Below are 14,254 nucleotides of genomic sequence, written 5' to 3'. Positions count from 1 at the left end.
ATGTGTTGAGGTAAAATGCGATAATTCCTATTGATTTATCTAAATTATATTTTTATAAGGAAAATCTATATTTTCTTGTCTTACCGTATTATTCATTATGGAATAGTAACTTTATCGCTCACCAATTATTAAGAATTTAGCCAATGAATTTGCCCGTCAATTTTAAAAAGTCAGTACTCACACTTTTATTTATTACTTGCTTCCACATTCTGCACGCACAACATTACGTATTCTTTCTTCACAATAAATTCATTGAAGAGAACTACCTGAACGACAGCCATCCTGAGTATGGAAAAGCTGAGTATTTCCAGATCGTAAGCGCATTCAAACGGCGTGGCTTGACAGTTATCAGTGAGATCCGTCCCAGAAATACGGACGTGCACGACTATGCGGCGAAAGTGGTTGGGCAGATAGACAGCCTCTTGTTAGCCGGTACAAAGGCTTCGCAGATTACTGTGATCGGGACATCAAAAGGTGGTTATATTGCTCAGTATACATCCAGTTTATTAAAAAATCCTGATGTAAATTACGTGTTCATCGGCTCCTGCGACGAAGAAGATGTGGTGAAAAAGAATGACATTAATTTCAGCGGAAACATACTTTCGATTTACGAGAAAAGTGATGTTCCGCACTCCTGCCAGAACATGAAGACCAAATCCGGAAATGTAGTCGGACGGTTTAAAGAAATAGAATTAAATACAGGTCTGAAGCATGGATTTTTATTCAAAGCCATGCCAGAATGGATCGATCCGTCAGCACGTTGGGCGAAAGGAAATTATGACGTTCCTGCGCATAGAAAGGTCATTTTGTCAAAGAAGGTTAACGCGCCCGCGGAAATGGATGCTCTGCTATCTGCGGAAACCCAAACACCTTTCAACGGAATCGTGTTTGTTTCTGAAAATGGCACAAGCAAATTTTCGAAGGTATTTGGTAGCCCGGATTTTAAAAAACCGGCACTTTTTAAATTCGATGATCAATTTGTGATCGGCTCGATCAGCAAACAGTTTACGGCTGTTCTGTTGTTAAAAGAATTTGAGCGCGGACGTGTAAAATTAAATGATCCCATTAGAACCTATCTTCCTGATCTTAATGAAAGCTGGGCGGATACGGTTACGGTTCATCATCTTTTGACACATATGCACGGCATTGTTGCGCTTGATAAACCTTTGTCATTCCAACCCGGCACGAAGTATTCATACTCCCAGATTGGCTACGATCTGATCGCAAAAATTACAGAGAAAACCAGCGGTAAGTCTTTTGCGTTGCAGTCTAAGGAATTATTTAAAAAGTGTAAAATGTATAATACTTTTCATCCTGGTGTAAAAGGTTATCAAAATCTGATGCAGGGATATACCAAAAATGAAAATGGCAAAATTGAGCCGGAGGCAGATACTTTTGAAAATTATGTGGCAGCCGGTTCATGTATTTCCACTGCCCATGATCTGGCGCTCTGGAATAAGTGTTTGCACGAAGGAAAACTTTTATCCGCCGCTACCTATAAATTAATGACTGCCAAACAAAAAGGTGCAGTGCGTAATCATCCGATCTTTGGTGTTGTCGAGTATGGATATGGAATTACTGTCGATAAAAACGACGGAATCTTGCAGCTGGGACAAACAGGATTTTGCCCAGGATTTGTCTCAATGAACTTTTATTTTCCTGAAACAAAAACCAGCATTATTGCGCTTGAAAATGTTGTCTGGGATGAGAATAATCTGAAAAAGACATTCAGTTATCATACTGAACTTTTGAAAATAATCCGTAACAGTAATTTGGTTAAAAGAAATAGATAAAATAAAAGTTGTGCGCATCATGTGGACTGAGCGCATGCCTTTACAACTCCTTGTCAGTCGCGCGCAAGGTAATGTTTTACGATGTCGTCTGGGTTTGCGAATCTTATCAAATTGAAATTAGAAGGCTTTTAATATCATTTCGACGGATATAATGCTTATATTGAATAGGAGAAGTGAATTCATCGTTGATAAATACCATAAAAGGCATTATCTGTCATTTTAATTGCGAGAGTGAAATGCGAAATTTGTGCCAAGAGTAAAAGATCAAGGCGGTCCCAATTAAGACGATAATGCTGCGATTTATTACTTGACTACCGTAAGCTAAACAGCCATCAATGGCTCAAATGAAGATATACCATGAAACATACCAGAATTTACAGCGTACTTTTCAATAAATGTCCGCGCTGCGCCGAAGGGGATTTTTTCATTACCAAAAGTGCATACAACCTGAAGTTCGATAAAATGAACAAAAAGTGTCCCCATTGTGGTGAAAATCTGGTTCCCGAGCCCGGTTTTTATCAGGGAGCTCTCTATATGAGCTACGCTTTTTACGTCGTTTTTATGTTAATATACTTTTTCATTTTTGTCAATTTCTTCGGCGAATATCTTGACTATTTTCTTTACAGTATCATCCCGGTTCTGATTTTGCTTACTCCGTATTTTTATCGGTTGGCCAGACGATCCTGGCTGGCGATCTTTATCGCCCCACAGGATATGGATGTTACGCATAAACACGAGGTTGCTCCCAAACATTAAGCATGCATTTTTCTCCCGCAGATTGTTTTCCATCGTTCCTGAACGATTGAAAACAATCTGCGGTTTTTTTATGGCTTAGAATTTCTGGAATTCAGAGGGGCGAACATTGATCAATCCATAAAACGTGTTGCTGAATGTCGAAATGCTGTTATATCCTGTTTCGTAAGCGATTTCACTGATCGTTTTATTGGTTTGTAAAAGCTGCTCCATTGCTTTGATCATTCGGGATAGTTTTAGGTATTGAAGAAAAGAGGTTTCAAGCGTCGTCTGAAACAATCTTGAAAGCGACCTGGCGCTTAACCCGAAATTTTTCGCCACAGATTCAAGGTGAAGCGGGGCGTCCAGATTTTGCTGAATGTATTCGATAACAGGCTGCATCCGCTCATGGTCGGTGGTGGGCAAAACGATCGGCAAAGGATGTTTACTGATTCTCGGTAATAATTTCCTGAGCGTGGTTAAAAACTCATTTTCAAACGTGTCAGGCATAATCTCCCCATTCCACGGTTCTGTATACTGCAGCATTTCAAGCAGCAGATTATTCACCGGATAAATCCCCATCCGCTCGTAAAACTCGTCTGAGATTTTTTCAGGAACTGCAAAGTAAAGATTTCTTACAATCGAAGAATTTTTTTTCTGATGTACAAAATGTTCAAGCCCTGGCGGTATCCAGATAAAGTGGCGGGCTGGTATAAAATAAGCTTTGTCTTTTGTATTCAGATACGCAATTCCCCCTTCAACATAGGTTAACTGTCCCTTTTGGTGATGATGAAAAGGAAACCTGTTTTCCATTCTATCATGTAACACATAATTTGAAGCAGGATTACGATCAATATTGAATAGTTGTTCGGAAACATCCATGTGGCCGGAATTGACAAATTTTTGGCAATATATATAAACGGCTTATTTTTTCAGCCTCTTACCTTTGTCAGGTCATCAAACAAGTATATGTATTACCATCAAAAATATCTTTCTATTTTCTTGCTATCAAGTATCTTGGGTTTGCAGCCGGTAGTGGGAAAGGCAAATTGCGTCCTCAAAGACACAATAAAATTATCTCTTCGACAAGTATGGCAACAGGCGGAGACTTATAACAAAAGTGTGCAGATCCGCCAATTGGAAATCCGGAAGAATGAAGAGAAATTAAAAAACGCCAGGGCGGAACGCTTGCCGGAAATAAAGAGCTCGACAAAATATGCACGTGTGTCGGACATGCCATTATATGAAAACGGAATTTTCAACAAGCCGCTTTATGGAAATATCATCCATAATTATTTCCAATTGAACGCGGAGGCTTCCATGGTTCTTTACAATGGAGAAAAAATCAAAACAAGAATTAAAGAGGGGGAAGTAGAACGTGATATCTCGACGATCGAAAAAGATCTGACTGCCTCGGATATCAAATTCAAAGCTACTGCATTTTATCTGGAACTCGAACGCAACAAATTATTTAAAGATCTGATTTTGGTCAATATTGAGGAGCAGAAAAAACGCCTGGATCAGATGCGCGAGCTGTTCAAGAACGGGGTAATTTTAAGAAGTGACGTGCTTCGGGCAGAGCTTCATTTATCCAGACAACAAATGCTTTTAACGGAGATTGAAAATACGATTCAGATAAATAATCAAAAACTGGCTGTATTGATTGGTCTGCCGGAAGAAACGGAAATCAAGCCAGAAGAGGATATTCTTACAGCAGACAATTCTTCTAAAATTTACGACGATTATTTAACCGAGGCTTTGTCGCACGCATTTGGAATACGTATTTCCGAAAAAGAAATGGAACTCAAAACGCTGGAATTAAAGGAAATAAAATCCAATGCGCTGCCGAAAGTCGTAGCATATACTGAATACGGTTATACATACCCACAAATTCTGTTTTACCCCTATGAGGCGTCACTTTATGGATTAGGACAGGCGGGTATTAAGGTTTCCTACACTTTGTCTTCACTTTATCAGAATAATCATAAAGTTAAAGCGGCGGAAATAAGTATTGAAAAACAACATCTGGCCCATAAAGATGAGGAAGACGCCTTGAAAGTTCAGGTAAATGAAGCGTATGTCCGCTACAAAGAATCGCTACAAAGGATCGAAGTGTCCGAGCAAAATATCAGGCAGGCGAAAGAAACATACCGAATTGTTTACAACACCTACTTCAATCAACTCGCCCTTTTGACGGATTTGCTTGACGCAGATACGCAGTTGCTGCAATCGCGTTTTGACATGACCACGGCACAGATACGTGCCAGACTTGAATATTATTACCTTATGAAAACCATTGGCGAACTTTAAGAAAATGAATACCTCAGCAAATCAATTTCAGAATTCAGATAAACTTATAACAAAAATTACGGCCTGGATAGCAGGTGTGATCCTGATCGGCCTGTGTATCTGGGGAGCAGCAACCTTGTGGGAACTCTGGAAATATGAAGTTACGGAAGATGCCCAAATTGAAGAATATATCAACCCGGTAACTTCTCGTGTCGGAGGATATGTCCGCGAAATAAAATATGAAGAAAACCAGCCTGTCAGAAAGGGAGACACATTGCTGATCATCGACAACCTGGAATACCAGCTTGCGCAGCAGGAGGCAGAAGCAGCTTTACTGCATGCGAAAGCGCAGATCGCCGTGCTCAGAAGTTCTGTGTCTACTACTTCAAAAAATGCAACCGTAAATGAAGGACAAATCGCTGCGTCCAAAGCAAAACTTTGGCATCAGGAACAGGAATTTGCCAGGTATGAAAAGTTACTCGAGGTAGAAGCGGTTACCCAGCAGCAATTTGAAAATGTAAAAACGGCACTTGAAGTTGCCAAGGCTGATTATCAATCATTTTTAGATACTTACCAGGCGTCTCTTTCCAAGGTAAATGATATTAAAGTGCAGCGTGAAGTTGCTATGGCTGAGATAAAAAGACGTGAAGCTGTTGTCGACAGGAATAAACTTGATGTGGCTTATACGGTGATTACAGCGCCCTATGATGGGAAGATGGGTCGAAAAACTATTCAAAACGGACAGATGATCCAGGCCGGTCAAACGCTCGCCTACATCGTTGACCAACATGAGGGTAAATGGGTGATTGCGAATTTCAAGGAGACTCAGATTCGGCATATGCATACCGGGCAACGGGTTGATATCGAAGCAGACGCGCTTCCGGGAGAACATTTTAACGGAAGGATCGTCTCGTTGTCGCCGGCGACTGGGTCTCGATTTTCACTGCTGCCACCGGATAATTCGACGGGAAATTTTGTAAAAATTACACAGCGGGTTCCTGTAAGAATATTGCTGACAGATGCCAGGGATAAGATCGATTATTTGCGGGCAGGAATGAATGCGATCGTAGTTGTGAAAAAAGGAGGTTTTAATAATGACTAGTCAACCAATCCCCTTATTTAAACCCTGGGCACCGGAATGGCTCATCCGGAGCTCGATTGGATTAGTCATGCTCCCTTTGCTGGGACTTTTCGGACTTTTTACAAACAACATAACGGCAACGGCTGGTTACTATGGAATTGAACCGATCGATGTTCAATATTCCACGATCGTTTACTATGCTGCTTTAGCGAGTTTTTACTCACTCGAACAGCGTTTTTTTAACTTTGTGCCCTCAAGACAATACTTTGTCATCAATGTCATTTTGTTGATGGTAACCTGTTACATTTCCTATTATGCCCGTAGTCCGCTTGTTTATTTTACGACCCGTTTTTTACAGGGGATTTTTACCGGAGGTATCAACAGCATCTGTATCACCCTTATTTTTCGCAGATTTTCCAGTGAGCGTGCAAGAGAGATCGGATACTCCGTTTTTTACGGTTTACTGGTCTGCTCCTCTCCGTTGATTATGGTTTTAGCCTCCTTTATTATTGAATATTTCAATTATCCGGCGCTTTACAAGGCGATGATTTTTATGATCCTTCCGGGCTCGGTTTTGCTGACGGGCATCCTGAACAACGTAAGCTTAGGTAGAAAATTTCCATTGTATCAACTAGACTGGAGCAGCTTTATTTTTTATGCATCTTTTGTTTGTCTTTTTGGTTATGTACTAATTTACGGACAACGCAGTTACTGGCTGGAAAATCTGCATATCTGGGCATGTGTGGGTGCAATGCTATTGCTCGTTGCACTTTTTATAACCAGGCAGCTTCATCTGAAACGTCCTTTCATTGATCTTGCTATTTTCAAGTATTCCAACTTTCGGATCGGGGCGTTTTTGCTGATTCCTTTTTACATTTGCCGCGGCTCGCTGGCAGTCACTTCCAATTATTTTGAGGCCGTTTTGGGCATGGACCCAATCCACGTTTCAGAGCTGATGATGGCTAACATGGTCGGCGTAATCTTAAGCGTTCTGGTATCATCCCGGCTGATCTTGCAGAAAAAACCAATGCGGATGATCTGGTTAACCGGTTTTGGCTTTTTCCTTCTTTTTCATGGCTGGATGTACTTTCTTTTTTCCAGCGAAGGCAACTTATCTGCCTTTATCTTGCCGCTGATCGTGCAGGGTTTAGGTGCCGGAACGATCATGACGCCGCTGATCATGTTTACAGTTTCAGCCGTGCCGGCTGCCATAGCGGGTTCGGCGTCGATGGCAGGCATTTTGTTCCGCTTTATTGGATTCACACTAAGTATGGCGGTGATAACTTCCTTTCAACTATTCTCAAAAAGTAAGCATCAGGAAGATTTCAGAAATCAGATCACCCTGCTCAACCCGGTTCCTAATGAGCGTTTTGAGCTTTATCAGAGGCAAATGGAAAGTCATGGGATTCCACATGATCAGGCTGCGAAAATCGCCACAGGGTTGTTGAATAAAGCTGTTGAAAAGCAGATGTTTCTTCGGTATGCAATGGACTATTATTCTGTTATATGCTGGGGAATAGTCGCGGTGATGCTGATGATTGCGCTATATCCTTATTTTAGTAAAACGATTATGAATGTGAGGTCGCGGCAACCAGCTCCTTATTGATCAGATATCTTATTTCTCAGTCATCGATTTTTTTCGAAAAACCTCAGGGCTTATCCCTACCTCTTTTTTGAAAAATTTGGTAAAATAGGAGTTGTCGTTGAAATTAAGTTTATAAGCAATTTCAGAAACGCTTAAATTAAGGTTTACTAACAGACGTTTTGCCTCAAGCACGACACGGTCGCGGATTATTTCTCCCGCCTGAACGCCCAGATGCTCTTTGCAAAGTGCGTTCAGGTGGTTTGGTGTAATATTGAGAAGTTCGGCATATTCACTTGGCAGACGGATTTCGAGATAATTTTTTTCGATCAGTTTCTGGAAATTATTCAGAATAGGGTTTGCCTGGAAGGGCGTGATCTGCTGTTTGTTAGAAATGCTTTGTTGAATCGTAATGAAAATCTGCATCAGCAAAACCCTGAGCATGTCTTCTTTAAAAACATTTTGCTGCTGCGATTCGCTGATCAGTTTCTCGAAAAGTAATAAAACGGGCTGCTGCACAGATTCCGTAAGGTCTATCACACTTTCAGGAGTGATTCCGTTGAAAAATGAGAACGAACTGATGTATTCAGATTTTAATAAAAATGACTGAAAAAAACTACTCGAAAAGTTGACAACATATCCATCTACATGACCGTCGAAATTCCATGAGTGTACCTGTCCAGGAACCATAAAATAGATTTGGTACGGTTTGACATCGAAGTGATTGAAGTCGATCGTGTGCTTGCCGCCACCTTCTGAGAAAAACAGCAAATGGTAAAAACTATGACGGTGTGGTAAGGTCAGATTGGGATGAATTGCCAGATAAGGCGCAAACCGGCTGATCAGAATATCGTCTTCACGGTAAGCAGAAAGCGTGCTGATATCAACTCTGGGAATATTGGTTTGCATTGCAGATCTTGTAATGTGTTTTTCAAATCTAATAATCCGGAGCCGTAAATGAGCATACTTTTGCGACAAGATTAAATTATTATTGCATTTTCCGGTAAAATCAATAATAATCTTTACCTTTTTAGGATTAATACAAATCAACAGTCAGCCCCGTAAAATGTCAAATATTAATCTGATCATAGAAGAGCGGCCCAGAAATATTGGAAATTTTCTGGTCGGACGGCTCCTGCCTTTTACGGGAAAAAGAATGGTGGGTCCATTTATATTTATCGACCATATGGGGCCGGCAAAGATGAGTGATCATCAGAATATGGATGTTCCGCCACATCCTCACATCGGTCTTTCGACGCTTACTTATCTTTTCGAGGGAAATGTAATGCATAAGGATAGTCTGGGGACGGAAATTGAAGTGAAGCCCGGGCAGGTCAACTGGATGACTGCCGGTGCGGGAATTGTTCATTCGGAACGCACTCCAGAGTATCTGCGCCATTCTGAGAAAGAGCTTCATGGCCTTCAGATCTGGGTTGCCTTGCCGAAAGAACTGGAACAAATGGAGCCGGAGTTTTTTCACGCATCCGAAGATGAGCTTCCTCATTGGGAAATAGATTCTATTGCTTTCAAATTAATCGCCGGTTCATTGATGGGGCGTCAGTCGCCAGTGCCTGTGTTTAGTCCTTTATATTATCTTGAAATAAAAAGCAAAAAGGCTGGGAGTGTCAGGATCGGAGGTGATCTTTATGGCGAAGCTGGTCTTTATATTTTAGAAGGAAGTATCGAGACTGACGGAAATACATACCTGCCAAAACAACTTCTGGTCGCTAAGGAAACACAGCTTTGTGAATTTAATATGGCTGAAAACACAACCGTCTACATATTCGGTGGAGAGCCCTTCGCTGAAGAACGTTTCATTTACTGGAATTTTGTTGCCAGCAGTCAGGAATTAATTGATAAAGCAAAAGAAAACTGGCTTGCACAGAATTTCAAGCAGGTACCAGGGGAAATCGATTTTGTGCCGCTGCCACCGGAAACTAACTATTTAAAGAGAAAATAATGGCGAAAGTTCAGGCAAGTATCGGTTCGGTACTTTATAAAACAGAAATTAAATCGGCGGCAAATTCAATCATATCAGACGAGCCTGTCTCTGCTGGTGGGATGGGACTGGGATTTTCCCCGGAAGAATTACTGGCATCAGCGCTTGCAGCATGTACTTGCGGAACGCTCCGTATGTATGCAAATCGTAAAGGATGGACCGAGTTGACCGAAGTTAACGTGACTGTGGATTTTTCCAGGGATGTTCAGTTGAATGTATCGAAAATGCAACGCAGTATTAAACTGGTCGGGGAACTGACAGAGGAGCAGAAGACAAGACTTCTCGCCATAGCTAACAAATGTCCCATTCATAATACACTGACCCATACGATTACAATCGATACTTTACTTCTTTAATAATTATTATACGTCCGCGAATTGGCCTTGTGTTTGCGTTGCAAGGCAAGCACGTTTTTTGGTATTATATTTTAAGGTTCCGGTAATATTTTTCTCGGCTGTTTTCACATTACCGGCTTGCAGTTAACAAATAGTAATTTGGTTTTTGAAATATACTATCGGAGCCGTATTTTTTGTTTCAAACACATAATCCGGCTACCCAGCTTTTCAGCGTCAGTCATACAGAATAGAAAAAGGATTATTAGCTTGTTGCATACTTCAGATTAGTCAGCGCCTTAGCCGCGGGTATTCCCGCCATCAGGTAGTAAATAAAATCTGCATAGTTTTACGATGGCTTCTCGCAGCTTATAATTGACTGATTTGTATTTATTAACTGCTATTTTTTTCATAGTTTCTATGCGGTAATATGGTTAGTGGGGGCCTAAATAAGCGTTACGATCGCTGCTATAACTCTTTGCAAGACTACAATTTTTGGTTCTGTCCCGGATTAGCAGGATCAAAATTCTATTCAAAAACAAGTTAACAAATCTTCACGAGCCGGCATTGTCATGAACAGGCACTGCAAATCAAATTGGTATCTGTTTCCTGGTATTTCGCGTTTTATTTTTAATTTACCGCCAGTTCATCTTAAACTAAACTTTAAATCAAAATGAAAAAGATTTCATTTTTTATCTTGCTGACCGTTGCATCGTTAACCACTTTTGCACAAACCTGGAAGTCGGACAAAGCCCATTCACAGCTTAAATTTGATATCACGCATTTGGGTATTTCGACCGTTTCCGGAGCCTTCACAGATTTTGACGCAACGATCAATGCAACGAAACCTGACTTCAGTGATGCCACTTTTACCCTGACTGCTAAAACTGCTTCAATCAATACAGGAGTTGAGAAACGTAACGAACATTTAAAATCGGCCGATTTTTTTGACGCAGCTGCAAATCCTGAGATAACCTTTAAAAGTACGAGTTTTAAAAAAGTAAGTGAAAGCAAGTATCAGCTTACCGGTAATTTGACGATGCATGGAGTTACAAAGCCGGTGTCTCTGGATTTCATCTATCGCGGAACCGTAACAAATCCGATGAACAAGAAAGCGGTTGCGGGATTTCGTGCAACTGGCACAATCAAACGCTCAGATTTTGGTATTGGCCCAAAATTTGAAGCGCCTATGTTGAGCGAAGAAGTTATAATTACTGCCGATGGCGAATTTGGTCAATAAACATACAAAACTACAAACGAGTATTATGTACAATCTGAAAATCATCACCTCGACTGTCAGGCCGGGTAGAAAAGGGCCGCTTGTGGCAGCGTGGATTGCGGAAATTGCCAAAAAACACGAAGAGTTTAACGTCGAATTACTGGATTTAGGCGACATTAAGTTACCCTTGATGGATGAAGCAAATCACCCGACCATGCAAAAGTATGAGCACGAGCATACAAAAAAATGGAGCGCTTCGATTGATGAGGCTGACGCCTTCATCTTTGTGACCGCAGAGTATGACTTCAATTATCCCGCGCCGTTAAGAAATGCTTTGGAATACCTTTTTCATGAGTGGGGATATAAGGCGGCTGGAATTGTTAGTTATGGTGGAATATCAGCTGGGACAAGGGCAGCAAACAGCTTGAAGGCAGATCTCGCTACATTTAAAATTGTACCGATTTATGAGGCTGTGAATTTTCCTTTGTTCACTCAGTATATCAACGAGGAAGGCGAATTCGTGCCTACGGATAGTGCCTATAAAACAGCTGAAAATATGATCAGGGAGCTGGTGCGCTGGACAAAAGGGTTGAAAATTGTGAAGGAGAGCAAATAAACACTGTTACATTGTAAACCTGGGTTTCAGAAAATAAACGGCCTGGCTTTTGTATAAGCCGGGCCGTTTATTTTCTCTACTTTATCAGATTATTAGTCAGTGGCATAGTCCACTTTCTTTTTTTGAAAACTGTAAATCAGATAAAACAGCGCGGGAAGAATGAAAATACTCCCAATCAGCAGCGCAAGAGCCAGAGCTTGCATTGTTTTTTCGTGACCGCTGTGTTCGATTAGCGAAAGATAACCCCCGTTTTTCAAAATTACGATATTCGGATAATGACGATAGGTTGTTGTCAAAAGGATCATCGTAACCTGAAAACCAGCTAGAACCCTGATGATTTTCGATTTGCCTTTGTATAAAAGATACCATAGGAGCACCAGCGATAATGTAGCTGCTGAAATGGCGATAATGCCTATGGCGTTGCCAAACACCCAGTCAATGAGAGGAATTCCGTCAATTAATGCAGAAATGAATACAAGGATACCGCAGATTACTGCTGCAATGTTGAATGCTTTGGCTTTTAATTCAAAACGTTTTCTATCATGCTGATTGTCTGTTTCTCCAATCAAAAATACAGCGGCAAGAAACCCGCAGATTGAGACTGTGAACAATCCAACGGAAACGGAAAACCAGTGGAGCCAGCTGAAAATGTATGCGTCCATAAAGTTTTCAGCCTTCGGATCTATATGACCCGATACGGCACTCCCGGCGATAATGCCCAGAAAAAATGGTGTGATAAAACTTGAATAGGCGAAAATGGGATTGTAAATTTCCTGCATATCGTCCTGCACCGCGTCATAATGCCTGAATGTAAAAGCGGTGCCGCGCGCGATAATTCCCAGAAGCATAATTGTCAGGGGAATATGCAGATATACAGACATCGTGCTGTAAATGGTCGGAAAGCCCACAAACAAAATTACAATAGCAATGATCAGCCACATATGGTTTGCTTCCCAGATTGGGCCGATCGCCTCATAAAGCGTCTTTCTGGTTTGGATCTTATTTGCATTTGAAGTAAACAGCTCAATAATTCCCGCACCAAAATCTGCACCTCCAAGAAGGAGATAGAGAAGGATTGCAGTCCAGAGATAAATAATAACGACGTATAACATTTCAATTTTCGTGTGAGTGAATTAATCACGGAATGACCCGCCTAAATTTCCCGATCAGTGCTTAGCTCCCGTCGGCAGATCGTAGAGTTTGTCTACCATCTTTATTTGTCTATACAACATAAAGGTGACAATCATCCCGAGCGAAACGTACATTGCGGTGAACATGTAAAATGAATAGCTGATACCAGGCATCGGTGTAACAGCATCGGCTGTCCTCATCACGTTATAAATGATCCACGGCTGCCTGCCAACTTCCGTTACAGTCCAACCCGCTTCAACGGCGATGAAACCTAAAGGTGTCGCGGCAACAAAAAGTTTGAGCAGCCAGTCACTTTGCAGCCATTTTTTCTTTTTAAACAAAGCAAGAAAATATAAAAATGCGATACCCATCATTGCCATACCAAGTCCGACCATGATCTGAAATGCGTAGTGTGTGATGGCAACCGGCGGCTGATTTTCTTCAGGAAATTTATCCAGGCCGGTTACTTCGGAATTAAAATCTCCGTGCGCCATAAAACTTAGCAGCCCTGGAATTTTTACACCGAAGTTTACGTCTTTGGCTTTTTCATCGGGAATCCCGCCAACAACAAGTCCGGCAGCTTTTTCAGTATGAAAATGGGCTTCCATTGCAGCCAGTTTTGCAGGCTGTCTTTTGGCGACATCCTTGGCGGAGATATCTCCGCTCAAAGGCTGGATTAACGCAGCTGCACAACCGAAAATAGCTGCGATGGTGAACGATTTTGTGTGAAAATATACATTTTGTCTTCTTACGATCATTAATGCATGAACACCAGCCACCGCAAAACCCGTGGCCGCAAAAGCCGCGATACACATGTGAAGTGACTGGGAAAACCATGCATCATTAAACATGGCTTTCATCGGGTCAACATTCAGATATTCACCGTTTACAAAATCGAAACCCGCGGGACTGTTCATCCAGGCATTTGCAGCAACGACCAAAATGCCGGATGCCAGTCCGCTGACACCTACGACTACGCCTGTAATCCAGTGGAACCATTTATTAAACCGGTCCCAACCGTAGAGAAAAAAACCAAGCGCAATAGCCTCGATAAAAAAAGCTGTACCTTCAAGAGAAAATGGCATCCCAAAAATCGGCCCGGCATGCTCCATAAATTTCGGCCATAACAGCCCCAGTTCAAACGACAATACTGTCCCTGAAACAGCGCCGGTGGCGAAGAAAATTGCAACACCTTTGCTCCATGCTTTTGTTATATTTTTATAGACAATATTGTCGGTTTTTAAATAATAGTAATGTGCAACAGCCATAAAGAAAGGCATAACCATCCCTATGCATGAAAAAATAATGTGGAACCCCAGAGAAAGTGCCATTTGAGATCTTGCGGCGATGAAATCATCCATAGGTTAGATATCATTAGGTCAGAAAATGTACTAAATATTTTTGAAAGTTTTCTGCCAGGTAAACTTCAAATGTTCATATTTATATAGATGGAAAATTCAAGTCGGTGAGCAGTTCTTCA

General features: G+C 41.4%; 13 protein-coding genes. 9 read left to right on the top strand and 4 right to left on the bottom strand.

Annotated elements, in window-relative coordinates; genetic code table 11:
* Positions 1 to 143 precede the first annotated feature (143 nt).
* Together BMY70_RS23045 and BMY70_RS23040 are read left to right on the top strand one after the other, a co-directional pair.
* Entirely contained in the window at positions 144 to 1,793 is a 1,650-nt protein-coding gene (locus BMY70_RS23045; RefSeq protein WP_090338691.1) for a serine hydrolase domain-containing protein, read from the top strand.
* 357 nt (positions 1,794 to 2,150) lie between these two features.
* The gene (locus BMY70_RS23040) at positions 2,151 to 2,549 is read left to right on the top strand and encodes a DUF983 domain-containing protein (RefSeq protein WP_090338689.1); all 399 of its coding nucleotides are present in this window, start codon (positions 2,151 to 2,153) and stop codon (positions 2,547 to 2,549) included.
* A gap of 75 nt (positions 2,550 to 2,624) precedes the next feature.
* Here the strand turns inward: BMY70_RS23040 and BMY70_RS23035 are convergent, their stop codons facing one another.
* Positions 2,625 to 3,407 (bottom strand): AraC family transcriptional regulator, encoded by a 783-nt coding sequence (locus BMY70_RS23035; protein WP_090338687.1) that lies wholly within the window; start codon positions 3,405 to 3,407, stop codon positions 2,625 to 2,627.
* 87 nt (positions 3,408 to 3,494) lie between these two features.
* Between BMY70_RS23035 and BMY70_RS23030 the strand changes: the two genes are divergently transcribed.
* The 3 genes from BMY70_RS23030 to BMY70_RS23020 are packed head-to-tail and all read left to right on the top strand — an operon-like array spanning position 3,495 to position 7,501.
* Positions 3,495 to 4,835 carry a TolC family protein gene (locus tag BMY70_RS23030; protein WP_143072152.1) on the top strand — a complete coding sequence of 447 codons (1,341 nt, stop codon included), beginning with the start codon at positions 3,495 to 3,497 and terminating at the stop codon, positions 4,833 to 4,835.
* A 4-nt stretch (positions 4,836 to 4,839) separates the two neighbouring features.
* The gene (locus tag BMY70_RS23025; protein ID WP_090338683.1) at positions 4,840 to 5,916 is read left to right on the top strand and encodes an HlyD family secretion protein; all 1,077 of its coding nucleotides are present in this window, start codon (positions 4,840 to 4,842) and stop codon (positions 5,914 to 5,916) included.
* The gene (locus tag BMY70_RS23020; protein WP_090338681.1) at positions 5,909 to 7,501 is read left to right on the top strand and encodes an MFS transporter; all 1,593 of its coding nucleotides are present in this window, start codon (positions 5,909 to 5,911) and stop codon (positions 7,499 to 7,501) included. The genes BMY70_RS23025 and BMY70_RS23020 overlap by 8 nt, the downstream gene beginning before the upstream one ends.
* Positions 7,502 to 7,510: 9 nt before the next feature.
* Here BMY70_RS23020 and BMY70_RS23015 read toward each other — a convergent pair whose 3' ends face one another.
* Positions 7,511 to 8,386: a helix-turn-helix domain-containing protein gene (locus BMY70_RS23015; RefSeq protein WP_090338679.1), complete on the bottom strand. Its 876-nt coding sequence runs from the start codon at positions 8,384 to 8,386 to the stop codon at positions 7,511 to 7,513.
* Between the two features lie 157 nt (positions 8,387 to 8,543).
* Between BMY70_RS23015 and BMY70_RS23010 the strand changes: the two genes are divergently transcribed.
* The 4 genes from BMY70_RS23010 (at position 8,544) to BMY70_RS22995 (ending at position 11,643) form a co-directional block, all read left to right on the top strand.
* Entirely contained in the window at positions 8,544 to 9,437 is an 894-nt protein-coding gene (locus BMY70_RS23010; RefSeq protein WP_090338677.1) for a pirin family protein, read from the top strand.
* Positions 9,437 to 9,832 carry an OsmC family protein gene (locus tag BMY70_RS23005; protein WP_090338675.1) on the top strand — a complete coding sequence of 132 codons (396 nt, stop codon included), beginning with the start codon at positions 9,437 to 9,439 and terminating at the stop codon, positions 9,830 to 9,832. Before BMY70_RS23010 ends, BMY70_RS23005 begins: the two co-directional genes overlap by 1 nt.
* A 649-nt stretch (positions 9,833 to 10,481) precedes the next feature.
* On the top strand, positions 10,482 to 11,048 hold the full coding sequence (locus BMY70_RS23000) for a YceI family protein (RefSeq protein ID WP_090338673.1): 567 nt from the start codon (positions 10,482 to 10,484) through the stop codon (positions 11,046 to 11,048).
* Between the two features lie 25 nt (positions 11,049 to 11,073).
* Complete coding sequence (locus tag BMY70_RS22995) at positions 11,074 to 11,643, top strand: NADPH-dependent FMN reductase (protein ID WP_090338671.1); 570 nt, start codon at positions 11,074 to 11,076, stop codon at positions 11,641 to 11,643.
* A 92-nt stretch (positions 11,644 to 11,735) separates the two neighbouring features.
* On the opposite strand, the gene BMY70_RS22990 is transcribed toward BMY70_RS22995, so the two are convergent.
* Both BMY70_RS22990 and BMY70_RS22985 read right to left on the bottom strand, forming a co-directional pair.
* On the bottom strand, positions 11,736 to 12,755 hold the full coding sequence (locus BMY70_RS22990) for a cytochrome d ubiquinol oxidase subunit II (protein WP_090338669.1): 1,020 nt from the start codon (positions 12,753 to 12,755) through the stop codon (positions 11,736 to 11,738).
* Between the two features lie 54 nt (positions 12,756 to 12,809).
* Positions 12,810 to 14,135, bottom strand: a complete 1,326-nt coding sequence (locus BMY70_RS22985) for a cytochrome ubiquinol oxidase subunit I (protein WP_090338667.1) — start codon at positions 14,133 to 14,135, stop codon at positions 12,810 to 12,812.
* Positions 14,136 to 14,254: the final 119 nt, after the last annotated feature.

Source organism: Dyadobacter koreensis (genome assembly GCF_900108855.1).
Lineage (GTDB): Bacteria > Bacteroidota > Bacteroidia > Cytophagales > Spirosomataceae > Dyadobacter > Dyadobacter koreensis.
Note: the sequence above shows the minus strand (reverse complement) of the source record. Positions and strands in the feature narration are given on the sequence as shown.